This is a genomic window from Thermoanaerobacter wiegelii Rt8.B1 (genome assembly GCF_000147695.2).
Lineage (GTDB): Bacteria > Bacillota > Thermoanaerobacteria > Thermoanaerobacterales > Thermoanaerobacteraceae > Thermoanaerobacter > Thermoanaerobacter ethanolicus.
In genome coordinates this window covers 993,335-1,019,175 of record NC_015958.1, presented here as the reverse complement: position 1 = coordinate 1,019,175, position 25,841 = coordinate 993,335, and the positions used below count along the sequence as shown (strand labels likewise).

Below are 25,841 nucleotides of genomic sequence, written 5' to 3'. Positions count from 1 at the left end.
CACCCTTTCAAAGTAACCTCACATCAAACTCTCTTTTTAAAATATCAAAAAGTTTTGAAATTGGAAGACCTACCACATTAAAATAATCTCCTACAATCTTTTCAACAATAAGAGCACCAAATCCTTGTATAGCATATGCTCCCGCTTTATCATAACATTCGCCAGTATCTATATAATTAAATATTTCCTCATCTTGTAATTTTTTAATCCAAACTTTTGTCTCTTCAAAATCACTTACATATTTAAAATCTTTAGTCCTAACAATAGTAATTCCTGTATATACTGTATGGACTCTTCCTTGTAAGCTTTTAAGCATAATATAGGCTTCATCTCTATCCTTTGGTTTTCCTAAAACTTTATCTTCAATTACTACAATAGTATCAGCACCAATTACTATAGCTTCTTCCTTTAATTTTTTAGCAACCAACATGGCTTTATTAAAAGATAAATCCATAACATATCTTGAAGGATGCTTTTCATTTGAAAACTCCTCTACATTACTTTCGATCACTTCAAAGTCGAGTCCTAAATTTGAAAGTAACTCTCTTCTTCTTGGCGATTTAGAAGCGAGGACAATTTTCATTTTATCACCTACATTTTGTAATAAGCGTATATTGCAAGAATTAATCCTACTACAGTCCCTATGTTTATCTTAACAGATAACAGAAAGGAAAATTTAATAAAATTCAGATCCAAAGTAAGAGGATTGTTCATACCTATTATTTGTTGATAAGCTAATTCTTTAAAAAAATGTGCCAATAGGTCCCCTAAAAAACCTCCTAAAATTAGTCCTACGACAATTAAAAATACCAATGTCCAAGGACTTTTGCCTCTTCTCAATTTCTTTCACTCCTTAAGTTGTATTGTCCTCATAAACTACCATTCTTTTTTATTATATCACAAATTATATACATTTCTATAACTAACTTTAAAATAAAAAAATGGTAAAGCTCCCAATAAAGTATTGGAAGCTTTACCATTTTTTTATTTTACCAAAGGATACAATTCCTTCTTGGAATAATGAGTGTGGAGCAAGTGATGAGACTTTTCGCTTAAAGGACTGCCCAAAAATTCTTCATAAAGTTTTTGTATTGCAGGATTTTTGTGAGATTTTCTGATAGGCAAGTTTTTATCTGCTTCGTAAATAGCCTTCGCTCTTAATTCTTTTACTTTTTCCATTTCATTGGGATTGTGAATTGGCTGACCGCCTCCCATTATACATCCTCCTGGGCAGCCCATTACCTCTATGAAGTGATACTCTACCTCGCCAGCTTTTACTTTGTCAAGAAGTTTTTTCGCATTTCCTGTTCCATTTGCTATGGCAACTTTTATGTCCATACCATCTATTCTTATAGTAGCCTCTCTTACACCTTCTAAACCTCTAACTTCTTCATAATCAAATTTGTCTAAGTCTTTCCCTTCTACAATATCTGCAACTGTTCTTAAGGCTGCCTCCATAACTCCACCTGTAGCTCCGAATATCACTCCTGCACCAGTAGACATTCCAAGAGGTTCGTCGTATTCTTCATCTTTGAGATTTACAAAGTCAATGCCCATTTCTTTTATCATTCTCGCTAATTCTCTTGTCGTAAGAACAGCGTCCACGTCTTTTATGCCTTTATGCTGCATTTCTGGTCTTTCAATCTCCAATTTTTTAGCTGTACATGGCATAATAGATACTACATATATATCCTCAGGATTAAGCCCTTTCTTTTCTGCATAATAACTCTTTACCAATGCCCCCATCATCATGTGAGGAGACTTACAAGTTGAAAGATTGTCTATAAATTCTGGATAATATTTTTCACAAAAAGCTATCCAACCAGGGCTGCAGGAAGTTATCATAGGAAGTTTTCCGCCATTTTTAAGCCTTTCAAGAAGTTCCGAACCTTCCTCCATTATAGTCAAATCTGCTGCAAAATCCGTATCAAATACCGCATCAAAACCCATTCTTCTCAAAGCTGCTACCATTTTTCCTGTAACAATACTTCCTATAGGCATACCAAACTCTTCACCTAATGCTACTCTTACAGCTGGGGCTGTTTGAGCTACCACATATTTTTTCTCATCTGCTAAAGCCTCGTAAACTCTTCTTGTATGGTCTTTTTCATATATAGCTCCTACAGGACACACTTGGATACACTGGCCACAACTTATGCAAGGAGAATCTTTTAAACTTCTGCCAAAAGAAGGTGCTACCATTGTTTTAAATCCTCTATTTACCATTCCAATAGCAAATACGTTTTGAACTTGTGAGCATACTGCCACGCATCTTCTACAAAGCACACACTTATTTGGGTCCCTTACAACAGAAGGGGAAGCATCATCTATAGAATACTTTATATTTTCTCCTTCAAACCTTATTTCATCTACTCCTAATTTTTTAGACAATGATTGAAGCTCACAGTTAGTATTTCTAATACAAGTCAAACAACTTCTATCATGATTTGAAAGTATAAGCTCAAGATTTAATTTCCGCGCTTCTCTAACTTTAGGTGTATTTGTATACACTTTCATACCATCAAATACCGGATAAGTGCAGGAGGTTTGTAAATTTCTAACTCCTTCTATTTCAACTACACATATACGACAAGCGCCAATTTGGTTAATTTCCTTGAGGTAACACAGTGTAGGAATATCTATGCCTGCTTCTTTTGCTGCTTCCAATACCGTGTAATGGGAGGGAACTTCTACAGTGATGCCGTCTATCGTAACACGAACTTTGTCCATCTTTTACACTCCTTCCTCAATTATTTTTTGTATATTGCGCCAAATGGACATTTTTCAATACAGGTACCACACTTGATACATTTGTCTTGGTCAATTACATAAGGTACCTTTGGTTTTCCGGAAATCGCATTGACAGGACAATTCTTAGCGCAAATTCCACAAGCTTTACATTTATCTGGATCTATATAGAATCTCAACAATGCTTGACATACACCAGCTGGGCATCTTTTTTCCTTTATATGAGCCTCGTATTCATCTCTGAAATATCTAATTGTAGATAAAACTGGGTTTGGCGCTGTCTGTCCAAGTCCACATAAAGCTGTAGCTTTAATAGTTTTAGCAAGTTCTTCTAATTTTTCAATGTCTCCTTCCTCACCTTTACCAGAAGTTATCTTTTCTAAAATCTCCAGCATCCTTCTTGTACCAATCCTACAAGGCGCACATTTCCCGCAAGACTCATCAACTGTAAACTCAAGGAAGAATTTTGCAACATTAACCATACAGGTGTCTTCGTCCATTACAACAAGCCCACCTGAACCCATCATAGAACCTACATTTATTAAAGAATCATAATCGATTGGTGTATCTAGATGCTCTGCAGGAATACATCCGCCGGAAGGTCCTCCTGTTTGAGCAGCTTTAAATTTCTTCCCATTGGGTATTCCTCCACCTATTTCGTATATAATTTCTCTTAAAGTAGTTCCCATTGGAACTTCAATAAGACCTGTGTTGTTTACTTTACCAGTTAAGGCAAAAACTTTTGTTCCCTTCGATTTTTCTGTACCAATGCTTGAAAACCATTCAGCACCATTTAAGATAATCGGTGGAATATTAGCAAATGTCTCTACGTTATTTATAATCGTTGGTTTATCCCACACACCTTTTACAGCAGGGAATGGCGGTCTTGGTCTTGGTTCTCCTCTTCTTCCCATTACTGAATTTAAAAGTGCAGTCTCTTCTCCACAGACAAAAGCACCTGCTCCTAATCTTATCTCAATGTCAAAATCAAAACCTGTCCCAAATATGTTTTTTCCTAAAAGACCATATTCTCTAGCCTGCTCAATAGCAATTTTAAGCCTTTTTACTGCCAAAGGATATTCTGCCCTTACATAAATATATCCATGGTTTGCTCCAATTGCATATCCTGCTATTGCCATCGCCTCTAAAACACTATGAGGGTCTCCTTCCAATATGCTTCTATCCATAAAAGCACCAGGGTCGCCTTCATCGGCATTGCAGACTACATACTTAGGAGTTTCTTTTTGGTTGTAAGCAAATTCCCATTTTACACCTGTTGGGAATCCACCGCCACCTCTACCCCTTAATCCGGATTTTTTGACTTCTTCGATAACCTCTTTTGGTGTCATTTGAGTAAGAACCTTTGCCAACGCTTTATATCCATCAAAAGCAATTGCTTCTCTTATATCTTCAGGGTTGATAATACCACAATTTCTAAGAGCAATTCTCTTTTGCTTTCTAAAGAAAGGAGTCTCTTCCAATGGCTTTATAGCTTTTTCCGTTACGCTTTCTCCATAGAGATATTTCTTAACAGGTCTTCCTTTTAGCAAGTGCTCCTCTACAATTTCAGGAACATAGTCAGGTTTAACTCTGCTATAAAAAACTCCTTCAGGATACACTACAACAACTGGTCCCAATTCGCAAAGACCAAAGCATCCTGTCCTAACAACTAATACTTCTTTATCTAGACCAGCCTTTTTTATTTCCTCTGTAAAACGCTCTGCTACTTTATCAGAATCTGAAGATGTACATCCGGTACCACCACATACCATTACGTGTGACCTATAAAGCATGCTATTTCCCCTCCTCTATTCGTAATTTTCAATAGTCCATTCTCTGATTGGATGACCATTTATAACATGTTCAACAACTATTTGTCTTGCCTTTTTCTCATCAACCTTTACGTAGGTTACTTTTTCTTGTCCTGGAACATAAACATCTACAATAGGTTCTAGTTTACACATACCTATACAACCAGTCTCTGTGACAATTACATCAGTCACATTCCTTTTACTGAGCTCATCTAATATCGCCATCATGACAGGCCTTGCTCCTGCCGCAATACCACAAGTAGCCATTCCAACGGCAATCCTTATGCCTGACCTATCTTTTCTCAAATTTATTTTTTCCAATGTCTCTTTCCTGATTTTTTCTAATTCTTCTATAGATTTCATTATTACACCTCCATATCACCTTTCATATTCTCTTTTACATATTCCTTTATCCAATTTAATACCTTAATATCATTTAAACTGACTTCTTTTAGCACTTTTCTGAGTTCTTTAGTATCAAACAAAAACTCATAGCCATCTTTGCTGTATTTATACACAATGTCGACCTCTGGTGCAGATAATATCAAAGATACAATTGTTGAAGCCATATCTCCTATTGGAACAAGGTCTATACTTGAAAGCTTAAAAGTACCTATTATTTTGGTTCCTTTCCCTTCTTCAGAAAAAATCTCAAAGTTTCCTTCACACAGCTGGGCAAGCTCCTTAAAGAGCGGAATTCCAAGTCCTACTTTTCTTTCCTTTCTTGTGGTTATAAAAGGGTCTGTGACTTTTTTTAGAAATTTTTCATTCATTCCACATCCATCATCTTCTATAGATACTTTAAGCATATCTTTTGAAGTATCTATATTTATTTCAATATAAATATTTTTTGCTCCTGCTCTTATGCTATTTTGTGACAAATCTAATATATAAAGAGCTAATTCTTTCATAACAATCAAACTCTTACTCAAATTTACTTAATATTTCATCCACATCATCAGGAGTTAATCTTCCAAAAACTTCACCATTTATCATCATAACAGGAGCCAAGCCGCAAGCTCCAAGACACCTAGTAGGTTCTAAAGAAAATTTCCCGTCTGGAGTTGTTTCGCCTACTTGAATTCCCAATTTCTCTTTTATTTTTCCTAATACCATTGCAGCTCCTCTTACATAACAAGCTGTTCCCATACACAAATTGATCTTGTATTTACCCGAAGGCTTTAAGGTAAACCTTGAATAAAAAGTAGCTATTCCGAATATTTCTGTCAAAGGCACATTCATTTCTTTTGAAATATAAAGTTGAACTTCAATAGGAAGATATCCAAAAATTTCTTGAGCCTCATTCATAATTGCAATCAAAGAGCCAGGGATATTTTTTAATTCCTCTAAAGCCTTTTTAAACCTCTCTACTTTCTCTTTACCGAATTTTTGGTATAAGGTCTCCATTTATTTCCCTCCTTGTGAATTAAAAATTTCATATCCCATATCTTTTGTAAACTTTTTGTTCACTATTCGTTAATATTATATCATAACTTTATTAAATTTTTAACAAGTTTTTATAAAAAATTTTTATTTTCTGATAATCCCAACTAATTTAGTAGGATTCCAAAAAATATTAGCCATAAAGCCAATCTACAATGCTTTTTAATCCAAACTCGCATGGTAGGAATTCTTCTCTTTCAGAAATATCTCCTAAATAATGAGCATCCGAAGACCTTATAATTTTATATTTTCCATATTCAGGATATGAGTGTAAAAAATTTTCTGTCACAATACCTTTTGATATCTCAATTGTTGTTAAATTTTTAATATTAGGAATAAATCCAAGATTTGATACAATGCTATAGGAAGGCCGATTTACATGGGCAGGGACTGCTACCCCCTTGCCCTCCATGTATTCAAAAATTTCATTAATGCTCAAATTTGACGAAATTAACAATGAGTAATCTATTTCTTCTATAACATTATCTTCTTCATCCATTACAAATTGATTCCCAAAGATTGTTTTTTCATTTTTAATTTTTATCAAATTTTCGTTAATAATTTCACTAAATTTTGCACATTCATCTACTGAATAAAAATAACAAAGTATGTGAACCTCTTCTCTTGTCTGTACCTCTATACCAGGCACTACTATCAAGCCTTTTTTTAATCCAAGATTATACACAGCTTTCACATTTTTTGCGCTGTTGTGGTCTGTTATAGCTATTACATCAAGTCCTTTTATAGAAGCCATATTGACAATATTGTTAGGAGTCATATCATCAGAAGCGCAAGGGGATAAAGCCGTATGAATGTGCAAATCATAATAAAGCATCATTTCATCATCTCGTACAAAGTTATTGCCGCTTCATAAGAAGTCCCTGTAAAACTTAATATAGGGATGCCTTCTTCATCAGCCTTTTTCTTAGCTTCTTCATCTAATTTCGCATCTTCAGGAATTATTATACAACTTATTTCGGCCAACAAAGCTACTGCTACGATATTTACATGAGTTTGAATTGTTATCCAGGCGCTCTTTGCTTTTGCATGGGCCATAACCCAACTTAAAAGGTCGCATATATACACCCCCTCAATTTCTTTGTCAATTCCGTTGCCCCCTGCAACTAATTTAAATCCTCTGTTGACAAGATCAGCTACTTTTATCCTCATAACATTTCACTCCTTTCCCTCACTTAAAACTGGAGGAATTTTACCTGCAAGTTCATTTAATTCTTGAGACAAATTTTTTATTTTGTCTTTTAATATAAAAATGCAATCATATTCCGTAGCATAACCTTTCACTATATCTTCTGCCAATGCCCTACAAGTAGGTGAACCACAAGATCCACAGTCAAGTCCTGGTAAGGCTTTGTATTGTGTGTCTATTTGTTTCATCATTTCGAGCGCCTTAGAAATATCTTTGTCCAACTTCATAACTTCACTTTTTTCTATTTTCTTTTTCCATTTCACCTCTTCAAAATCAATATCTTTCTCATCAAACATAGGCTCTTCTCTTTTGGGAAGTTTTTCCGTCAGTTTTCTTATTCTGTTTTTGGCCACAAAATTATTTTCAACAGTCAAAGGTCCACCAATACACCCACCGATACATGCAAGCCCTTCAAAAAAGTCTAAATCGTTCAATTTTCCTAATTCAATCTCTTCTAGAACATCTACAACATTGTGTATCCCGTCTACATAAATACTATTTTCTGTAAAAGTACCAAATGCTTCTCCACCAGAGTTTGCCCATCCAACACCTATCATAGAAGCTTTGCTTAAATCTCTGACAACAGTAGTCTTAGCTTTTTCAATGATTAGGCCATATATTTCTTTCATAGAAAAAACCCCATCAATTTTGGATTTTTCTATACCAATAGGATTTTTCCCACTTGTCACTTTTGCAGCACAAGGGGAAATGAAAAAAACTCCTATTTCCTCTTCATTTAGTCCCGTCTTTTTAATTGCCTCCTTTTTCGCTAATATTGCCGCAGTATCCATAGGAGAACATATATCCAATAAATTATCAATCAAAGAAGGAAATTTGATTTGTACAAGTCGCACAACAGCAGGACAAGCAGAAGATATAACTGGCTTTTTTAAATTCCCTTTTGCCAATGCTTCCCGCGTAAACTTAGAAACAATTTCAGCAGCATATGCTACTTCAAAAACCTCATCAAATCCTATATCCAGTAAAGCACTCAATATTTGATTAATAGTTAAATCCCTAAATTGTCCATATAAAGAAGGAGCAGGAAGTGCAATCTTGTACTTAAAATTTTTCATCATATCCAAACTATCAGTTACCGCCAATTTAGCATGATATGGGCACACACGTATACATTCACCACAATCTATGCACCTTTCATTTATAATCCTTGCTTTCCCATCTCTTACCCTTATTGCCTCTGTAGGACATCTTTTTATGCAATTAGTACACCCTCTACATCTATCCTTATCTAATGTCACAGAGTGAAAATATGACATTTTATCACCTACTTAAATAAAATTTCCATCACCACAGTTGTTCCCTCTTTACTGCTTTTTATCTCCATGAAATCCGAATTTTCCTTCATATTAGGAAGCCCCATGCCGGCTCCAAATCCCATTTCCCTTATCTCTTCAGGAGCAGTAGAATATCCTTCTTTCATGGCAAGTTCAATGTCTTCTATTCCAGGACCTGTGTCTTCTGCAGTTATGCGTATTTTATCGCCAAAAATTTCTATTTTCATGTGACCTCCATAAGAATGAATTATTATATTCATCTCTGCTTCATAACAAGCTATGCAACTTCTCCTTACAACATCTGGATTTAAGGAAAGCTGTTTTAACACTGCTCTCAAATTGCTGGAAACCTCTCCTGCAGAATCAAAATCTCTCGCTTTAACATCAAAATCTAAACTATAAAGTACCATTTCATTCACCACTTCTACAAGTAAGGCCATTAGAATACAAAAGGCCACAGGCAATATAAAGAGGATGTCTTGTTTTCATTATCACAAGTCCTGCTTTTTTAGCAAGTTCCAATATGTCCTCTCCCGGAGTCTTACCTCTTACAAACACTATACATTTAATATCTCCCACTACTTCTGCAGTTCTTATAACCTGCACATTAGTAAGCCCTGTCAAAAGCACAGCCTTTTCGTCCTTTGAGGCCAAAACATCACTCATCAAGTCTGCTCCACAGGCAGTAAACACTTCTTCTTCTAATTTTTCTTCCCCTACCATAACTTCTGCATTTAAAATTTCTTTTACCTCTTTTAATTTCATACCTTAACACCTCATTATTGGTTCTGCGTAACAATTGTCTTTAAAAAGGTATTATATTCTTCGCAAGATTGCCATAAACTTTCTTGCAATAAACTAAAGGTATTCCCATCTTCTAAAGCAGCTGATATTTCAATTTTTTTAATATCATTTGTTACTTTATCGACAATTTTTATCGTCTTTTGTATTAGTATTGTCACTTCTTCTTTTCCAAAATCCTCCTTACTATTTTTAAAACTATCTACTTTTCTCTTTAATTGCTCTAATTCTTGTTTTTCTAATTTGTCATTAAAAGCCTTATAAGAAAGAGCCGACATATAATCAAAAATTTGTTGAAAATCTTGTAATTTGTTCATAAAAACATCCATTTCTGATGTTAATTTCTTGTCATATGCAATTTTTATAGAAGGCCCTCTTTTTACATATACTTCACTGGAAATGCCTTGAGACTTTAAGGAAGAAGAAAATAAAGCAGCTTGTTCTCTATCTAAAAATATTCCACCTATTAACAAATATTTGTCAGAATCTTTACTAACAAAGGAATAAACTCCCTTCATCTTCATTAAATCATCCTGATACTTTGCAGTATCAAAATCTGAATAGCTGCCTAAAACAACTTCAAACAAGTCAATTCCTTTAACAACCATCTCTTTAAGATTATCACTGTCATTTGTTTTTGAAATGTTAGGCTCTACAATATCTTTTGAAATGAAATAACCTGCTAAAAGAGAAACTAGAGGAATTATTAATACAACAATTAAAACTTCCAGCATTCTTTCGTTTTTCATCTCTTTATCAACCCTTACCATAAACCTTTACTTATATTATACTATACTCCTTTAAAAAATCCTTTAAAAATTTTAATAGGACTTTTTTACTAATTTGCACTTTTAAAAGAGGTTTTAGAAGAATTTTGTCGAATTATATATTATAGGAGGGATTGAATTGACAAATATTGTAAATCAAATAATTGAAAATAAATTTCGCGAAATTCAAAGCAGACTCCCTGCTAATATAAAAATATTTAACACTGATAAACCTTTTGCTGAAGTTTTAAACAATGCTATAGAAAATCAACAATACAATTCAGGAAATGTGAGTAATAATGCGCCATCAAAAAATACAAATTTACAACAAATTGAAGATTTAATACAACGGGCCAGTCAAAAATATAATGTAGATGCAAATCTCATCAGAGCGGTCATCAAAGCAGAGTCTAATTTTAATCCATTCGCAGTTTCTTCTGCAGGAGCGATGGGACTTATGCAGCTTATGCCTTCAACTGCAAAGGAATTAAATGTATCCAATCCTTTTGACCCTTCTCAAAATATAGATGGAGGAGTAAGATACCTAAAAAATTTGTTGGATACTTACCATGACATAAGATTAGCATTAGCTGCATATAATGCTGGTCCTCAATCAGTAGAAAAATATCAAGGTATTCCCCCTTACCAAGAAACTATAAATTATATAAACAAAATTTTAAATGACTTATATAATAAATAATAAAGGAGCCAAAAAGGCTCCCTTATTTGTGTGCGCCCGGCATGGGCGATAGCTAGGCGGTGAAAGTCCGCTGTGGGCTTGGTAGTGGGAACCACTAGCCGAGAGCAAGGGTGTCCATCGTGAGGTGGAATCTGAAGGAAGCTTAAGGCAAAATCTCGGTCTGATGAACAAGAACCAGATAAGAGGCTGAATTGGGATGGATGAGTTTGCACATCAAAACAAAGTCCAACACTACCCGAATCCCATACAGTAAATCTGGCAGATATATGAGATGAAAGCAATCGTTCTTACCCGGGGAGGTCTCAAGGATAAGTCATGGAAGTAAAATATGAAGTGACAACCCATACAGTGATGTATGGCTGAACCTTGAGAAGTCAGCAGAGGTCATAGTACTTATCTAGACATGAATAGATAAGGAAGGACTGAACATTAGGAGGTTTCGGAAATCTTATGAACTCGAGAGATATGCGAAGACTGCAGACAACTCAACAAAGAGGCTATCCGTTGGATAGAGAAAGGGAATTTCAAAAGACAACGGAAGTGCATAGTATATCATCGGCGTCAAGGGATGGAAGAAATGATGTACTAAGAATTGTACATAATTCCTAATGAACCGCCGTATACCGAACGGTACGTACGGTGGTGTGAGAGGACGCTGAATAAAATAATTATTCAGCTCCTACTCGATTATATTTTGCATTTTTATATCTTTGTTGTGAATCCAAAATCTTTTTTCGTATTCTAATGCTTTGAGGAGTAACTTCCACTAATTCATCATTATCTATAAACTCTAATGCTTCTTCTAAGGACATTTTTTTTACAGGAGATAGCCTCAAAGCCTCATCCGCCGTTGCAGACCTTAAATTTGTCACATGTTTTTTCTTACATACATTGACATCAATATCTCCACTTCTTGAATTAACTCCCACAACCATCCCTTCATACACTTTTGTACCTGGCTCTACAAAAAGTGTCCCTCTCTCTTGAGCATTGTAAAGGCCATAAGTTGTCGCAACCCCCGTCTCAAAAGCTACAAGAGCGCCTCTCGTACGAGAAGGAATGTCTCCTTTGTAAGGTGCATAATCATAAAAGACAGAGGTCATTATGCCATTTCCTTTTGTATCTGTTAAAAATTCAGACCGATACCCTATTAAGCCTCGTGTAGGTATTTTAAACTTAAGCCTTATAGTTCCTGGCTTTAATGTGTGCATATCCATCAATTCAGCTTTTCTCGGTCCTAATTTTTCCATCACAACTCCCATATATTCTTCAGGAATATCTATTGTCAAAAGTTCAATAGGTTCCATTTTTACTCCATTTATTTCTTTAAAAATCACTGTAGGCTTAGAAACCTGTAATTCATACCCTTCCCGTCTCATAGTCTCAATTAAAATAGAAAGATGCAGCTCTCCTCTTCCAGACACCTTAAAAGAATCAGTAGAATCTGTTTCTTCAACTCGCAATGCGACGTTTGTCTCTAGCTCTTTAAAAAGCCTTTCTCTTAAATGTCTTGAAGTAACGTATTTACCCTCAGTTCCAGCAAAAGGACTGGTATTTACACTAAAAGTCATAGAAACTGTTGGCTCTTCTATGCGAACAAAGTCTACCGCCTCGGGGTTATCTCTATCTGCAATGGTCTCTCCAATCTCAATATCGCTTATGCCAGAAACCGCCACAATATCTCCCAAGCTTGCTTCTTCTACTTGCACTCTTTTTAGTCCTTCAAACTGATATAGATTATTTATGTGAACTTTTTGTATTGACCCATCTCTTTTACATATAGCCGCTTCTTCCCCTGAAATTATTTTTCCTCTAACTACTTTTCCAATGGCAATTCTCCCAATGTAATCATCATAATCTAAAGTAGTCACTATAAGTTGTAATGGTGCTTCAATATCTCCTATTGGTGCAGGAATATAGTCTAAAATCGTATCAAAAAGAGGTCTCAAGTCATGAGACTCTTCTTCTAAACTTAATTTTGCTATACCTTCTTTTGCAGAGGTGTAGACAACAGGGAAATCAATTTGGTCATCATTTGCTCCTAATTCAATAAATAGATCTAAGACTTCGTCAATAACCTCCTGAGGCCTTGCATCAGGCCTATCAATTTTATTTATGACAACTATAGGTTTTAGATCCAGTTCCAATGCTTTACTTAATACAAAACGGGTCTGTGGCATAGGTCCTTCAAAAGAATCTACCAACAAAAGTACTCCATCTACCATTTTTAATACTCGCTCTACTTCACCGCTAAAATCTGCATGTCCTGGGGTATCCACTATATTTATTTTCACATCTTTATATCTAACAGCAGTATTTTTAGCAAGAATTGTTATACCTCTTTCTCTTTCTAAATCGTTAAAATCCAAGATCCTTTCCTCAACCTTTTCATTTGCCCTAAAAATACCGCTTTGTTTAAGCATAGCATCAACCAAAGTAGTTTTACCATGATCAACATGAGCAATAATGGCTATATTTCTTACATCTTCTCTTACAAATTTCATAAGGTATCTCCTTCCATAAAATAGGCTATATCGCGTATACAGTATTATATAATATCTCAAGGAATAAAAATAGTCAATATAAAAAAGAGCACTCTCTAGAGCACTCTTTTTATCATAGGTCATTTTATAATTCTTCTTGCTGTAACATAATGTTCTTTATAATACCCTTCGTTTAAAGGACTTATTATGACCTTCCCTCTACCTGAAGAGCTTTGTATAAACTCACCATTACCTATATATATTCCTGAATGATTTATTGAACTACTTCCTAAAGTCTTAAAAAATACCAAATCTCCTGGTTGAAGATCGTTATAGCTTACATATTCTCCTGCAGTAGCTTGCTCATTTGCCGTTCTTGGTAAATTAATACCTACATTCTTGAAAACATATTGAACAAAGCCGGAACAATCAAATCCTTTTGGAGTTGAACCTCCATAGACATAAGGAGTCCCCACAAAAGACTTGGCAAAATCTATTAACTTATCTACCAAACTCCTATCTACTTCACCCCTTGAGATACTTGAAGAGCTCCTCACTGCTAAGTATTCTCCGTAAATCCATCCTTCTCTTCCGTCCGAAAGCTTTATTTTATACCACCCATTTTGTTTACCCAACACATTCACTGTAGTATTCTTGTCAAGCTGTGCTACAACGCTGCCAGATAAACCCGCTTCACTTCTCACATTAACGTAACTACCTGTCACTATACCAACACTTGCTGCTTTTTCCGAATCTCCTCTTGAGACATTAGAAGAATTTCTTACGGATAAATATTCACCAAAAACCCATCCTTCTCTTCCATCAGAAAGCTTTATCTTGTACCACCCGTTTTCCTTATCTAACACAGTCACTGTGTCATTCCCATTTAAGCGGGCAATGACACTTCCTGATAAGCTTCCTTGAGTCCGCACATTTACATAATTGCCTGTAATCTTTCCAACTCCCAATCCCTCCGCAAACGCTGGGTTCAAAAAAGAGCTACCAATCAGCGTCGCACCAAACACAGAAATTCCAAAAATCATCTTTCCTATTCGCTGATCCACTGCAAATCTCCTTCCTTTATTGCCTCCGGAGTTAGCTGTCGGGTGCGGGACAGAAGGTATCCCTACTGCAGCTTAAAGCTACAGATTAACCCCAAAAAGCGGTTCCTCCGTACCTTTCGGATTCGGCAAGATTGCATATTTTGTCCTTTTGTCTTATCTTATCATATCCTACAGTCAAAGTCAATGTTTACATTACATTTTCTTAAATTTTTTAATCTTTTTTTAATATATTTTATAAAAAATTAATAATTTGTGTGACAAAAAAATAAAAGGCTTAACGCCTCTTTTCTCTTTTATTTATGGTGCGGAGGGTGGGACTTGAACCCACACGGGAAACCCCATACGCCCCTCAAACGTACGCGTCTGCCAGTTCCGCCACCACCGCACGCTTTATTTAATTTCGTCACACTATGAATTATATAATCTTTTTAGGTCAGTGTCAATACCTATTTTTTGATATACCATTTTTCTATATTGTTAAAAACATTAAATCCAGTAGGGTCCACAACTTTTACATTGTCATATGCCATAACTGCTCCTTCAATATAGAAAAGGCCAATTATGGGTTGTTCCTCTAAAAAAACTTGTTCCAAAGCCTGATAATCTGTTTTTAAAGAATTCTCTTCTGAATCATAAAAAATTCTACTATATATTTCATCAACTTTAGAATTACTATAACCCATAAAATTGTCTTTGCCTTTTGTCATAAACATTGTAGACATATCTTGATTATAACTTAAATTCCACTCCATTAACACCAAATCAAATTTACCCGAATATACAGAACTTAGTAAATTGCTCCAATCTTTTGGTACAATGTTTATTTCAATTCCTACATCTTTTAAATTATTCTTTATAATTTGAGCAACTTTAATCAAATATGGATTATTTGCATTTACCAGCAAATCAAATTTGAGCTGATAAGTTCCATTGCTCCTTATCCCTTTAACTAAATTCCAACCACTTTCCTCTAATATTTTATTTGCCTCTTTTATATCGTAATTATGAGATACTATTTTATTGCTATAAAGCCACGAATCAGGGCGAACGGGAATACATGACTTTAACCCATGACTGAAATATACATCTCTCAAAATTTTGTCAACATCTATTCCATAACACATCGCTTTCCTGACATTTGAATCTTTCAAAGCTGGCTTTTGATAATTAGGGGCCATAAATACATAATCTTGCATAACGTATTTATAAATATTTACGTTTGAAATCTCTTTGTATTTATCCCAGTCTATGTCACTTAAAAAAGTAAAATCTGCTTCTTTGCTTTGAAAAGATGTTATCATAGCATTTTCATCAGGCACAATTTTAAACACTATACTATCTATATAAGGTTTGTCGCCTCTATAATAAGGATTTCTTTCAAAAATAATTTCTCTGCCAACGCTGTAAGAAGATATCTTATATGGCCCTGTACCAATAGGTACAATATCTTTATTTAAAATATCTTCCTTACCTTTATATTGGTGCTCAGCTAGAATAGGAAAAGTAAACAAAGCTATTGGATTTGCAACAGGTTTATTTAAAACAACTTCAAATTCATAATCACCATTTGTCTTATAAGAGGAGAGATAGTTAATGAGAATATCCCTATAAGGACTTTTTACATCCTTATTTTTAAAAGAATCAAAAGTAAATTTTACATCATTAGCTGTAAAACTTACTCCATCCTGCCATTTAACATTCTTTTTTAAATAAAATTTTATATTAAGTCCATTTATCTGCCAGTTTTCTGCTAATTGAGGAATAGGTTTTAAAGTTTTATCCAAGGTAACTAATCCTTCCAATGACAAATTTAACATTTGCCTTACTCTCTCATTGTCATTCAAAAAAGGATTTAATGTATCAAAAGAAGTAATATTTACTCTTAAAGTGCCACCCTCTACTGGCTTTTCTTCTTTAATCTTAGTTTTGTCCTCAGATGCTTGAGGTAAATTTACCATATTTTGCGGAGTAGTTTTGCATCCTGTAAAAATAAACATCAAAATGAAAGATAATATAATAAATTTTCTCATTAACTATCATCTCCGAAAACTATTTTATCTTTTTCAATTTTTTATTTTCGATAATTCCAGGAATTCTCCCTCTTTTAGCAATAGGTACTCCTTCCACTTCTTTTATATCCATTGTCATATCAATAGGTTGAGCATCAGATATGTAACTTCCTACTCCAAAAGCATCTGCTCCACTTTCAGAAAGTTCTGCTACCCGTTCTGGGTTTAAACCTCCAGAAACTATAATTTTTACATTTGTAAATCCTTTTTGATTTAATCTTTGCCTTAGTTCATACACTAAACTAGGTGTAACTCCACCTCTTTCTGATGGAGTATCAAGTCTTACTCCGTATAATCTATCCCCTAAAAATTCAGCAACCCTCAAAGCCTCTTCCACTTCGTCTTTAAAAGTATCAACTAAAATGGTTATCTTTTCATCAAGGGGAGTTATATCTCTGTAAGCTTTCGCCACTTCTAATGTATCTCCTGCAAGCAAAAAAGCAGCATGAGGTACTGTCCCTTTAGGGTCTTTCCCCATTAATTTTGCACCTAAAATACAGCTGGCATCATCTGCCCCTCCTACTAAAGCCGCCCTTTCCATCACAGGTGCCACAGCTGGATGTACATGCCTTGCACCAAAACATAATATTGGTTTGTCTTTGGCAACTTCTTTAAGCTCCCTTGCTGCTGTTGCCCAACCGGAAGAACTTGCAAGAATTCCTAATATTGCCGTCTCATAAATTCCAAACTCACTATAAGGCCCTTTTATCCTCATTACTGTATCTTTAGCTTCAAAAGTGTCCCCTTCTTCCAAAGACCATACTTCCACATTTTTGTCTTTAAGTAAACTCATTACTTCTGGTAACCCTGCAAAAACTCCTTTTTTTCTTGGAAATATCTCCGCTGTGACTATTTTATCTTGTACACCAAGATATGACAAAATATCCTGGGTTCTTAAAAAATACACATCTGTAGTCCATGCATTTTTTATTTCTTCATGAGTAGCTGAGAAAAACTCCCTATCCTTTTCAATTTTTACTTCATTTAAGTCTTTTAAATGCTTTAATAGTTTCATTTGTGTCCTCCCTTTTTATTTTCTTTTTTAACGATACTATTATACCAATTTTTCAGCTTTTTTTGTATATTCATATCAACTTTTAGTTTCATATATAAATTTATATATCTGATAAACTGCTAACACCTTTTTTATATATCTATTTGTCTCAGGATAAGGAACAGCATGTAGCTGTTTCCCATCTTTGGAAAATCTCTTGTCTTTAAGCCATGCATCTACATTTCCACTACCTCCGTTATAAGCTGCTACAGCTAACTGTATATTTCCATTAAAAGTTTTAAGAAGATAAGTCAAATACCATGTCCCCATCTGAATATTGTATTTAGGCTCAAAAAGCATATCATCGCTGTAGTTTTTTATCCCTACTTTATTAGCAATCCATCTTCCAGTATCTGGTAAAATTTGCATTAATCCTATAGCATTTTTGCTAGAAATTGCATCACTTTTAAAATTACTTTCTACTTTTATTACAGCAAAAATAAGATAGGGGTCTACGCCATACTCTTTTGCGTAATAAACTACATAATTGTGGTATTTAAGAGGATAAATTTTTTTTAAAAAATAATGAGTATTTAACTCGTAAGTAAACAAAAGACCTACTAATATCAAAAATATTACCGCAACTTTTTTCCTCAAAGTAACTCCTCCGATATTATGATTTATGTTGCAAATCTTCCCCAAAATAGTGTAACTTGTTTTTCCATAGCTTTAAAATCTTTGCTATTGTTTATTATAAAATCTGCGTACTTCATCTTTTCATCCAAAGGCATTTGACTTTTTATTCGGTTTATTGCATCTTTATAAGAAAGTTTATCCCTTTCCATAACCCTCTTTATTTGAGTTTTTGAATCTACTACTACTAGCCAAACCTCATCTACCATTTTATAAAGTTTCATTTCAATTAAAAGAGCTGCATCTAATACAATAGCCTTTTGCTGATTTTTTTTTCTTTCTTCTTCTATTTTTTCTTTTATCCGCTCTATTATTATAGGATGAGTAATTTCATTTAATTTTTTAAGCTTCCTTCTGTCAGCAAACACAATATTACCCAATTTTTTTCTGTCAATTTCTCCGTCTTCCTTTAAAATTTCTTTTCCAAAATATTCTACAATTTTATTATATGTTTCTGTTCCTTTTACCATTATTTCTCTCGATACAATATCTGCATCAATAATCACAGCACCCATCTTCTTTAAAAGCTTAGAAACAGTGCTTTTCCCTGATGCAATACCGCCAGTAAGTCCAATTACTTGCATTTTTGTACACCTCACTTGGCTAAAAACCAATTGGGCCCTATACCAATTTCAACAACAAGAGGGACTTTTAGTTTTATCACATTTTCCATATTTTCTTTCAATATTTTCTTTACAATTTCTACTTCATCTTTATACGTATCTACTACAAGCTCATCGTGCACTTGCAATATAAGTTGAGACTTTAACTGCAATTTTTTAAAATCTTCATAAACTTTAACCATTGCCATTTTTATTATATCAGCCGCACTTCCCTGTATTGGAGCATTCATTGCTAACCTCTCAGCCTGCGACCTTTGAGTAAAATTTCTTGAGTTTATCTCAGGAATATATCTTCTTCTGTTCATTATTGTAGTCACATAGCCATTTTCTTTTGCAAATCGCACTATTTTTTCAATATATTCTTTTACTCCTTTGTATCTTTCAAAATAATTATTTATATACTCTTTTGCCTCTTTTCTTGATATTTTAAGGTCTCGAGAAAGCCCATAATCGCTAATGCCATATATTATACCAAAGTTTACGGCTTTTGCCGCTCTTCTCATTTCAGGTGTAACTTTTTCCATTGGGACTTTAAAAACTTCAGCAGCTGTTCTTAAATGTATATCTTCGTTATTCATAAAAGATTCTATTAGCTTCTCATCCCCCGAAACATGTGCTAAAACCCTTAGTTCAATCTGAGAATAATCAGCCGAGACAATATACCCATCTTTAGTCCGCGGAATAAAAGCTCTTCTAATTTGTCTGCCAAACTCTTCTCTTATAGGTATATTTTGTAGATTCGGCTCGGTACTGCTTATTCTGCCTGTAGCAGTGACCATTTGCTTAAAATTAGAATGTACTCTATTGTTTTCATCCATGAGGGGCAAAAATCCGTCTATATAAGTAGATTTAAGTTTTGTAAGTTGCCTATACTCTATTATATCACTGACAACATCATTATAAGGAACTAATTGCTCTAAAACTTCAGAATCTGTAGAATATCCTGTTTTTGTTTTCTTTATTACTGGTAAATTTAACTTTTCAAACAAAAATTCACTTAATTGCTTAGGGGAATTTACATTAAATTGATACCCTGCCTCTTTATAAATTTTATCTAGTATTTCTGCTATTCTATCATCTATTTTTTGTGAAAGCTCTTTTAGGACTTCTTTATCTAATGTAAAACCACTTACTTCCATTAATTTTAAAACTTCTACAAGAGGCATTTCTATTTCTAATAAAAGTTTTTTCATGTCCATTTCTTCAATAAAATTCATCAACTTTTCTCTTAAATCAAATAGATGTACACATCTACTGCAAATGTAATCTGCAAGTATATCTTCCCCTATTTCTTCAAGCTTCTTTTTATCCCTACCTTTGCCAAATACCTCTTCATAAGATGGAACATCCACCTTTAAATATTTTTTCAGCACGCGGTCCAAATCATAGTTAGACTCAGAAGGATTTAAAAGATAAGCCATTATAGCAGTATCTATGTACTTGCTTTTACACTCTATTCCTTTATAAGAGAGTTTAACTAAAAAATCTTTTATTTCGTGGGTTGTAAATTCAAACTCTTCTTTTTCAAAAATCTCTTTTAAATCTTCTATTTGAAAAACATCAATATAAACAGTATCCTCTCCAAAAGAAAAAGCTATTTTCTTTATTTCCCCTTCATAAATTAGTGGATAAAAAGCAATATTTCTGCTGTCTTGCAATAAAGTTATTAATTTTCTTATATCTACTTTTGACCATTTTTGAACTTTATGATTATTTACAATCTCTACGTTATTTTTTTCTTTATGTTATCAATCAAACTAAAGAATTCTAATTTATTAAAAAGCTCCAAAAGCTTCTCCTCATTAAAGTCTTTTACTCTATATTCCTCAAAATCTATCTCAATAGGAATGTCTCTTTTTATAGTTGCAAGTCTTTTACTCATTACAGCTAATTCTTTATTATTTTCTATATTTTCCTTTATCTTACCTTTGAGTTGAGAAAGATTTTGGAGCAAATTTTCAACACTGCCAAATTCTTTTAAAAGTTTAATCGCTGTTTTTTCTCCTATATTAGGTATCCCTGGGATATTATCAGATTTATCCCCCATTAACCCTTTTAAATCAATAAATTGCTGAGGAGTTATTTCATATCTTTCTAAAACAGCCTTTTCGTCAAATTCCTCCATCTGAGTTATACCCTTTTTAGAAATCTTAACTTTCACTTTATCTGAAACTAATTGAAGCGCGTCCCTATCTCCTGTAACTACAAGCACTTCCATTCCTTTTTCCTCTGCCAACTTTGAAATAGTACCTATGATGTCATCGGCTTCGTAACCTTCTAATTCTAAAGTCTTTATATTAAAGCCATCTATAATTTCTTTTAAAAGGTCTACTTGTTCTGTAAGTTCCTCAGGCATTGCTTGTCTTGTAGCTTTGTAGTCTTGATACTCTTTGTGTCTAAAAGTAGGAGCTTTTTTGTCAAAAGCTATAGCTATATAATCAGGTTTTTCCTCTTCAATAAGTTTTATAAGCATCATAGTAAAGCCATATAAGGCATTTGTATGTAATCCTTCACTTGTAGTAAGCATTGGCAAGGCATAATAGGCTCTGTACATGAGGCTACTCCCGTCAATTACTAAAAATTTAGACATTAAATCACTCCCATTTTTATTTCTTTGTATTTTAATATACCGCAAAAAAAAGAAGATGTAAATTGTCATCTTCTTTTTTTGAAATAGATATACACTTTATACCCAATAAAAGCCAGTGCACCATAAGGTAAAACTATTGCCAATATTATTATCAGCTTCTTTATAAAAAATATTAAAAAATTTACATTATTTATAAAAGCTTGTTTTATATCTCTACCGATTCCCTTAAAAGAAACTAGAGTCGTAGGTTTCTTAACCTTGGAAACCTGTCTTATTGAAAGATTTATGGTTCCTAGCCTCGTAAGATTTTCCCATACTTTTAACTGTTCTTTCATTGATTCTATATCGCTTCTTATCCTGTTTATTTCGGATTCTACTTCAAGCATTTCCTTGACTGTAGAAGCCTTATTCATAATGTCTTGAAGTTTTTGTTCCTCTATTTCTAAGTTTTTTAGTCTTGCTTTTAAATCATAATACTGCTCTGTAACGTCTTTGCTATCTATTCTTAAAGCTGTTACTTTACCAAATTCTTTAATCTGAGAAACCACACTTTCAAATTTATCTTCCCGCACCTTCAAAACAAGATTTATCCTTTTGGTATTATCGGTAAATACAGTTTCATCAGAACTTTCAATAAAGCCTTCTGCTTCTTTTACCAATTTAAACACTTTATCATAACATACATTGACATCTTCTACTTCTAAGGAGATGGTTGCATTTTTTGTAATTTTCCTTGAAGTTCCTGCTGGCAATCCTCTTTGACCAGTGATTGAAAACATATTAACTTCATTATTAATTCCTTCCTTTTTAGACAAATCAGCACTTTGAGTCATTTTGATATTGTTTAAAGGAGCACTCGATTCTATTCGTGAGGATTTATCAAATTTAAAAATATTTACTACAAATACTGTCATAAGTATGAAAGAAGCTGCAATAACTGCTACTGTTAACGTCTTTTTTAACCTTTCTTTTTTCTTCTCTAAAATATTTTTCTGGTAAACCAATTTTTCATGTATTTTTTTATTAAAATCTTCAGGAAGTTCTAAAGGAGGCATATTTTTTAAATTTTCTATTATCTTTTTTTCCAGTTGGTATTCCTTTTTGCAACTTTCACAGTTTTCTAGATGAGTTTCAAATTCTTTCTTTTGGGCTTCATCCAATTCACCGTCTATATATTGTGGGATAAGCTTAAGCACCTTTTTGCAATCCATCATAGCTGCCTCCTTTCTTCTAATGATAAAAATTCTGGCAAAGACTTTACCCTCTCCTTCAAAAGGTTTCTTGCTCGCCATAAGCGGGACTTTACAGTACCTAGGTTCAAATTCAATATCTTGGATATTTCTTCATAGTTTAAACCTTCTACGTCTCTTAAAATCAAAACAACTTTATAATCAACAGGGAGTTTGTTTATTTCTTTCATTATCATTTCTGCAGTTAATTTTTTATCTACCACCTCTTCAGGGGTTTTAAAATTTTTTACTTCATTTTTAAATTCTTCCATTTGTTTAAAGTAATTTTTTCCTATATTTCTTTTTCTTAAATAATCCATAGCACAGTTTATAGCAATTCTATAAAGCCATGTCCTGAAACTGCTATTCCCCTTAAATTTTTTTATATTTAAATACGCTTTAAGTAACGTTTCCTGAGTAAGGTCTAAGGCCTCCTCTTTGTCCCCAACAGTCCTTAAAATAACATTATATATGTATTTCTGATAGCTACTTGCTAAAATCTCAAAAGCCTCCACATCTCCAGCTTTTGCCCTCTCCAACAACTCCTCCTGTCCCACCTTCTAACCTCCCTTTCATTCAATTTAGACGTAAAAAAATAAAACTTGTTCCCAAATATTAAGATGCAATATATGGAAAATATGTGTTGCAGGAAAAAAGTTATTTCTGTAGAATAAATATAATTAAGATATATATTAATAATACGACATGCTGATTACTTTATCCTTCTAATTTAGAAAATTTTTGATAATGGAGTGAACAAATATGTATGAGCTTCTGATAATACTTGCAGAAAGGTTTAGCATAATAGCTCTTCTAGCTTTTGTGCTTTCTAAGGCAGAATTTTTCAAAAAAATAATCTATAACAGTCGCGTTACAAAAAAAGACCTTCTTTTGACCATGGTCATCTTTGGGGTAATAGGTATTGCAGGAACTTACGTCGGTGTACCTATAAAAGACGCTATTGCAAACTCAAGAGTGGTAGGTCCAATGGTAGCAGGCTTAATAGGAGGCCCTTTAGTAGGTTTAGGTGCAGGTTTAATAGCAGGAGTTCACAGATTTTTCTTAGGTGGTTTTACAGCAATGTCTTGTGGCGTATCTACTATTTTAGAAGGATTTTCTGGTGGACTTATAAGAAAATATTATAAAGGGGAACATGTCCCTTGGGAATTGGCATTTGTAGCAGGATTTATAGGTGAAGCTGTACAAATGTTAATCATTTTAACAACTGCCAAGCCTTTTTCCCAAGCTTTAGAATTGGTAGATATTATAGGATTACCTATGATGATAGTCAATGCAACAGGTATAGCTATATTTATGATAATAATTAAATCGGTCTTCGATGAAAAAGAACAAATCTCTGCCATGCAAGCAAAAATCGCCCTTGAAATTGCATCCAAAACTCTGCCATACTTAAGAAAGGGATTAAATGAAGAATCGGCACAAAAAACAGCAGAAATAATATATAATTCCACAAATGTATCAGCTGTTACATTAACTGACAAAAAGAAAATTTTAGCCCACGTAGGTATCGCTTCAGACCACCATAAACCTGGTACACCAGTACTCACAAAAGCGACAAAAGAAGTTTTAAAAACTAGAAAAATCCGCATAGCCAAATCAAAAGAAGAAATCGGATGTTCCCATGAGGATTGTCCTTTATCCTCTGCTGTAATTGTGCCTCTTTTTAAGTACGATAAAGTGGTAGGAACATTAAAACTCTACAAAGGAGGAAATAAATCGAGAAATAATGTCATCTCAAATACAGAAATTGAGCTTGCAAAAGGGTTAGGACATTTAATATCTTATCAATTAGAAATTGCTGATGCAGAATATCAGAGAAAATTAGCTACTGAAGCAAAACTTAACGCTTTACAAGCTCAAATTAATCCTCACTTTTTGTTTAATGCTTTAAATACTGTCATATCTTTTATAAGAACAAAACCTGATGAAGCGCGAGCACTCTTAATAAATTTAAGTGAATATTTTAAACACAATTTAAAAAATGTAGGAAAGTATGTCACTATTGAGCAAGAGTTAAATAATATCAATGCTTACTTATATATAGAAAAAGCTCGTTTTGGAGATAAACTAAACATAGAACAAGACATTGATGAAAATGTACTGTCCTATTACATGCCTTCTTTTACCCTTCAGCCAATAGTTGAAAATGCCGTAAAACACGGTATCCTCCCGAAAGGTGATGGTGGAACTATCAAAATAAAAATAAAAGACAAAGTAGACTACATTAGCTTTTGTGTAGAAGATGATGGAATAGGAATAAAACAAGAAGACCAACAAAATCTTTTGAGAAAAGGTTTTGGCAATGGAGCAGGAATTGGTCTTTATAATGTAAATGAAAGGCTTACTACTATATTTTGTAAAGAATGTTCTCTAGTAATTAAAAGCGAAGAAAAGATTGGTACAAAAGTTTCTTTTAAAATACCCAAAGCTTACTTAAAAAGGGATGATGTATATGAAGAAATTGAAAGCGTTAATTATTGACGACGAACCACCTGCAAGAGATGAACTCAAATATCTTCTTAGTGAGTATGAAGACATAGAAATTGTAGGAGAGGCTGACAACGGTCTTTCAGCGCTAAAATTGATAGAAGAGTTAAAGCCTGAAGTAGTATTTCTCGACATAAACATCCCAAAAATAAACGGTTCCGATGTAGCAAAACATATATCTTCTGTCGGGAAACTGCCTTATGTGGTTTTTGTAACCGCTTATGATATGCACGCAATAGAAGCTTTTGAAATAGGAGCCCTTGATTATCTTTTAAAACCAATAAGTCAGCATAGGCTATATAAGACATTAGAAAAAATAAGAACCTTTTATAAAGATATGGAATGGAAACGACAATATAATCCCTCCTTAGAATTCGAAAACAAAAAAATAGAAAAATTAGCTGTTGAAAAAAATGGAAGAATAAAACTTATCGATTTAGATGAAATAATTTTTGCAGAAGCCTATGAAGGAGATGTTATGGTAAAAACTAAAAGTGACAATTTTATATACAAAGGAACGATAAAAAGCCTTGAAGAAAAGCTTAAAGAAAATGCCTTTTTTAGGGTTCAAAAAAGTTACATTGTTAACTTAAATAAAATAATAGAAATATTGCCTTGGTTCAAAGGCACTTACTGGGTGGTAATGGATGACAACAAAAAAACCCAAATACCTGTAGGCAAATCTCAAATAAAAGAACTAAAACTTTTGCTGGGTCTTGACAGGGATAATTAACCCTGTCATTTCTTTTTATCTATATATATTTCTTTTCATAGTTTAATTTCTTCTTTTCATTTCAAATTGACTGAAATCGTTTA

General features: G+C 33.7%; 25 protein-coding genes, 1 tRNA gene, 1 pseudogene and 1 riboswitch. Of the genes and pseudogenes, 4 read left to right on the top strand and 23 right to left on the bottom strand.

All coding sequences use genetic code 11. The features are described from left to right. Positions 1-7 precede the first annotated feature (7 nt). The 13 genes from THEWI_RS04855 to THEWI_RS04795 all read right to left on the bottom strand — a co-directional run bounded on the left by THEWI_RS04855 (position 8) and on the right by THEWI_RS04795 (position 10,075). The gene (locus THEWI_RS04855) at positions 8-583 is read right to left on the bottom strand and encodes a nucleoside triphosphate pyrophosphatase (protein ID WP_003870977.1); all 576 of its coding nucleotides are present in this window, start codon (positions 581-583) and stop codon (positions 8-10) included. Positions 584-591: 8 nt separating this feature from the next. After that, positions 592-840, bottom strand: coding sequence for a DUF4321 domain-containing protein (locus tag THEWI_RS04850; RefSeq protein ID WP_004401665.1), 249 nt, complete (start codon positions 838-840; stop codon positions 592-594). A gap of 144 nt (positions 841-984) precedes the next feature. Continuing rightward, a complete protein-coding gene (locus THEWI_RS04845; protein WP_014062655.1) occupies positions 985-2,730 on the bottom strand; it encodes an NADH-dependent [FeFe] hydrogenase, group A6 in 1,746 nt (581 codons plus the stop codon). Positions 2,731-2,750: 20 nt separating this feature from the next. After that, the gene (gene nuoF, locus THEWI_RS04840) at positions 2,751-4,541 is read right to left on the bottom strand and encodes an NADH-quinone oxidoreductase subunit NuoF (protein ID WP_014062654.1); all 1,791 of its coding nucleotides are present in this window, start codon (positions 4,539-4,541) and stop codon (positions 2,751-2,753) included. Positions 4,542-4,556: 15 nt separating this feature from the next. Beyond that, entirely contained in the window at positions 4,557-4,922 is a 366-nt protein-coding gene (locus THEWI_RS04835; protein ID WP_003870981.1) for a (2Fe-2S) ferredoxin domain-containing protein, read from the bottom strand. 2 nt (positions 4,923-4,924) lie between these two features. Then, the gene (locus tag THEWI_RS04830; RefSeq protein ID WP_004401671.1) at positions 4,925-5,470 is read right to left on the bottom strand and encodes an ATP-binding protein; all 546 of its coding nucleotides are present in this window, start codon (positions 5,468-5,470) and stop codon (positions 4,925-4,927) included. 13 nt (positions 5,471-5,483) lie between these two features. Continuing rightward, positions 5,484-5,966 carry an NADH-quinone oxidoreductase subunit NuoE family protein gene (locus THEWI_RS04825; protein WP_003870983.1) on the bottom strand — a complete coding sequence of 161 codons (483 nt, stop codon included), beginning with the start codon at positions 5,964-5,966 and terminating at the stop codon, positions 5,484-5,486. Positions 5,967-6,135: 169 nt separating this feature from the next. Then, positions 6,136-6,840: a PHP domain-containing protein gene (locus THEWI_RS04820; RefSeq protein ID WP_014062653.1), complete on the bottom strand. Its 705-nt coding sequence runs from the start codon at positions 6,838-6,840 to the stop codon at positions 6,136-6,138. After that, positions 6,837-7,172: a DRTGG domain-containing protein gene (locus tag THEWI_RS04815; RefSeq protein WP_003870985.1), complete on the bottom strand. Its 336-nt coding sequence runs from the start codon at positions 7,170-7,172 to the stop codon at positions 6,837-6,839. Before THEWI_RS04815 ends, THEWI_RS04820 begins: the two co-directional genes overlap by 4 nt. 6 nt (positions 7,173-7,178) lie before the next feature. Further along, complete coding sequence (locus THEWI_RS04810) at positions 7,179-8,486, bottom strand: [Fe-Fe] hydrogenase large subunit C-terminal domain-containing protein (protein ID WP_014062652.1); 1,308 nt, start codon at positions 8,484-8,486, stop codon at positions 7,179-7,181. 8 nt (positions 8,487-8,494) lie between these two features. Beyond that, on the bottom strand, positions 8,495-8,944 hold the full coding sequence (locus THEWI_RS04805; RefSeq protein ID WP_003871509.1) for an ATP-binding protein: 450 nt from the start codon (positions 8,942-8,944) through the stop codon (positions 8,495-8,497). Continuing rightward, a complete protein-coding gene (locus THEWI_RS04800; RefSeq protein WP_003871508.1) occupies positions 8,916-9,269 on the bottom strand; it encodes a DRTGG domain-containing protein in 354 nt (117 codons plus the stop codon). Before THEWI_RS04800 ends, THEWI_RS04805 begins: the two co-directional genes overlap by 29 nt. Positions 9,270-9,283: 14 nt before the next feature. Continuing rightward, positions 9,284-10,075: a hypothetical protein gene (locus THEWI_RS04795; protein ID WP_003871507.1), complete on the bottom strand. Its 792-nt coding sequence runs from the start codon at positions 10,073-10,075 to the stop codon at positions 9,284-9,286. Between the two features lie 136 nt (positions 10,076-10,211). Between THEWI_RS04795 and THEWI_RS04790 the strand changes: the two genes are divergently transcribed. Together THEWI_RS04790 and THEWI_RS14170 are read left to right on the top strand one after the other, a co-directional pair. Then, positions 10,212-10,772, top strand: a complete 561-nt coding sequence (locus THEWI_RS04790; RefSeq protein ID WP_004401676.1) for a lytic transglycosylase domain-containing protein — start codon at positions 10,212-10,214, stop codon at positions 10,770-10,772. A gap of 450 nt (positions 10,773-11,222) precedes the next feature. Beyond that, a complete protein-coding gene (locus THEWI_RS14170; protein ID WP_014062067.1) occupies positions 11,223-11,381 on the top strand; it encodes a hypothetical protein in 159 nt (52 codons plus the stop codon). 59 nt (positions 11,382-11,440) lie between these two features. Here the strand turns inward: THEWI_RS14170 and typA are convergent, their stop codons facing one another. From typA to THEWI_RS04735, 10 genes and pseudogenes are all read right to left on the bottom strand, one after another. Beyond that, positions 11,441-13,276 (bottom strand): translational GTPase TypA, encoded by a 1,836-nt coding sequence (gene typA / locus THEWI_RS04780; RefSeq protein ID WP_014062651.1) that lies wholly within the window; start codon positions 13,274-13,276, stop codon positions 11,441-11,443. Positions 13,277-13,395: 119 nt separating this feature from the next. Continuing rightward, complete coding sequence (locus THEWI_RS04775) at positions 13,396-14,319, bottom strand: C40 family peptidase (protein WP_014062650.1); 924 nt, start codon at positions 14,317-14,319, stop codon at positions 13,396-13,398. Positions 14,320-14,324: 5 nt separating this feature from the next. Further along, positions 14,325-14,457: riboswitch (cyclic di-AMP (ydaO/yuaA leader) on the bottom strand. A gap of 162 nt (positions 14,458-14,619) precedes the next feature. Then, positions 14,620-14,704, bottom strand: a tRNA-Leu gene (locus THEWI_RS04770). A 61-nt stretch (positions 14,705-14,765) separates the two neighbouring features. Beyond that, the gene (locus THEWI_RS04765; RefSeq protein WP_014062649.1) at positions 14,766-16,349 is read right to left on the bottom strand and encodes an ABC transporter substrate-binding protein; all 1,584 of its coding nucleotides are present in this window, start codon (positions 16,347-16,349) and stop codon (positions 14,766-14,768) included. A gap of 19 nt (positions 16,350-16,368) precedes the next feature. Then, complete coding sequence (locus THEWI_RS04760) at positions 16,369-17,403, bottom strand: nicotinate phosphoribosyltransferase (RefSeq protein WP_003871276.1); 1,035 nt, start codon at positions 17,401-17,403, stop codon at positions 16,369-16,371. A gap of 75 nt (positions 17,404-17,478) precedes the next feature. Then, positions 17,479-18,039 carry a lytic transglycosylase domain-containing protein gene (locus THEWI_RS04755; protein ID WP_003871277.1) on the bottom strand — a complete coding sequence of 187 codons (561 nt, stop codon included), beginning with the start codon at positions 18,037-18,039 and terminating at the stop codon, positions 17,479-17,481. Between the two features lie 23 nt (positions 18,040-18,062). After that, positions 18,063-18,659 carry a dephospho-CoA kinase gene (gene coaE / locus THEWI_RS04750; RefSeq protein WP_014062648.1) on the bottom strand — a complete coding sequence of 199 codons (597 nt, stop codon included), beginning with the start codon at positions 18,657-18,659 and terminating at the stop codon, positions 18,063-18,065. Positions 18,660-18,670: 11 nt separating this feature from the next. After that, a pseudogene (gene polA, locus THEWI_RS04745) lies at positions 18,671-21,288 on the bottom strand (DNA polymerase I). A gap of 65 nt (positions 21,289-21,353) precedes the next feature. Continuing rightward, on the bottom strand, positions 21,354-22,502 hold the full coding sequence (locus THEWI_RS04740) for a DUF4349 domain-containing protein (RefSeq protein WP_014062646.1): 1,149 nt from the start codon (positions 22,500-22,502) through the stop codon (positions 21,354-21,356). Next, positions 22,499-23,074, bottom strand: a complete 576-nt coding sequence (locus tag THEWI_RS04735) for an RNA polymerase sigma factor (RefSeq protein WP_014062645.1) — start codon at positions 23,072-23,074, stop codon at positions 22,499-22,501. Before THEWI_RS04735 ends, THEWI_RS04740 begins: the two co-directional genes overlap by 4 nt. 205 nt (positions 23,075-23,279) lie before the next feature. Here THEWI_RS04735 and THEWI_RS04730 point away from each other — a divergent pair, with 205 nt between their 5' ends. Further along, entirely contained in the window at positions 23,280-25,019 is a 1,740-nt protein-coding gene (locus THEWI_RS04730) for a sensor histidine kinase (RefSeq protein WP_014062644.1), read from the top strand. Further along, entirely contained in the window at positions 24,991-25,758 is a 768-nt protein-coding gene (locus THEWI_RS04725; RefSeq protein WP_004401692.1) for a LytR/AlgR family response regulator transcription factor, read from the top strand. Before THEWI_RS04730 ends, THEWI_RS04725 begins: the two co-directional genes overlap by 29 nt. Positions 25,759-25,841 lie beyond the last annotated feature (83 nt).

What these genes read in the sequence shown, in the direction of transcription:
- THEWI_RS04855 (WP_003870977.1), bottom strand. Translation starts at nt 583, where the DNA reads ATGAAAATTGTCCTCGCTTCTAAATCGCCAAGAAGAAGAGAGTTACTT.
- THEWI_RS04845 (WP_014062655.1), bottom strand. Translation starts at nt 2,730, where the DNA reads ATGGACAAAGTTCGTGTTACGATAGACGGCATCACTGTAGAAGTTCCC.
- nuoF (WP_014062654.1), bottom strand. Translation starts at nt 4,541, where the DNA reads ATGCTTTATAGGTCACACGTAATGGTATGTGGTGGTACCGGATGTACA.
- THEWI_RS04835 (WP_003870981.1), bottom strand. Translation starts at nt 4,922, where the DNA reads ATGAAATCTATAGAAGAATTAGAAAAAATCAGGAAAGAGACATTGGAA.
- THEWI_RS04830 (WP_004401671.1), bottom strand. Translation starts at nt 5,470, where the DNA reads ATGAAAGAATTAGCTCTTTATATATTAGATTTGTCACAAAATAGCATA.
- THEWI_RS04825 (WP_003870983.1), bottom strand. Translation starts at nt 5,966, where the DNA reads ATGGAGACCTTATACCAAAAATTCGGTAAAGAGAAAGTAGAGAGGTTT.
- THEWI_RS04820 (WP_014062653.1), bottom strand. Translation starts at nt 6,840, where the DNA reads ATGATGCTTTATTATGATTTGCACATTCATACGGCTTTATCCCCTTGC.
- THEWI_RS04815 (WP_003870985.1), bottom strand. Translation starts at nt 7,172, where the DNA reads ATGAGGATAAAAGTAGCTGATCTTGTCAACAGAGGATTTAAATTAGTT.
- THEWI_RS04810 (WP_014062652.1), bottom strand. Translation starts at nt 8,486, where the DNA reads ATGTCATATTTTCACTCTGTGACATTAGATAAGGATAGATGTAGAGGG.
- THEWI_RS04805 (WP_003871509.1), bottom strand. Translation starts at nt 8,944, where the DNA reads ATGGCCTTACTTGTAGAAGTGGTGAATGAAATGGTACTTTATAGTTTA.
- THEWI_RS04800 (WP_003871508.1), bottom strand. Translation starts at nt 9,269, where the DNA reads ATGAAATTAAAAGAGGTAAAAGAAATTTTAAATGCAGAAGTTATGGTA.
- THEWI_RS04795 (WP_003871507.1), bottom strand. Translation starts at nt 10,075, where the DNA reads ATGGTAAGGGTTGATAAAGAGATGAAAAACGAAAGAATGCTGGAAGTT.
- THEWI_RS14170 (WP_014062067.1), top strand. Translation starts at nt 11,223, where the DNA reads ATGAACTCGAGAGATATGCGAAGACTGCAGACAACTCAACAAAGAGGC.
- typA (WP_014062651.1), bottom strand. Translation starts at nt 13,276, where the DNA reads ATGAAATTTGTAAGAGAAGATGTAAGAAATATAGCCATTATTGCTCAT.
- THEWI_RS04765 (WP_014062649.1), bottom strand. Translation starts at nt 16,349, where the DNA reads ATGAGAAAATTTATTATATTATCTTTCATTTTGATGTTTATTTTTACA.
- THEWI_RS04760 (WP_003871276.1), bottom strand. Translation starts at nt 17,403, where the DNA reads ATGAAACTATTAAAGCATTTAAAAGACTTAAATGAAGTAAAAATTGAA.
- coaE (WP_014062648.1), bottom strand. Translation starts at nt 18,659, where the DNA reads ATGCAAGTAATTGGACTTACTGGCGGTATTGCATCAGGGAAAAGCACT.
- THEWI_RS04740 (WP_014062646.1), bottom strand. Translation starts at nt 22,502, where the DNA reads ATGATGGATTGCAAAAAGGTGCTTAAGCTTATCCCACAATATATAGAC.
- THEWI_RS04730 (WP_014062644.1), top strand. Translation starts at nt 23,280, where the DNA reads ATGTATGAGCTTCTGATAATACTTGCAGAAAGGTTTAGCATAATAGCT.
- THEWI_RS04725 (WP_004401692.1), top strand. Translation starts at nt 24,991, where the DNA reads ATGAAGAAATTGAAAGCGTTAATTATTGACGACGAACCACCTGCAAGA.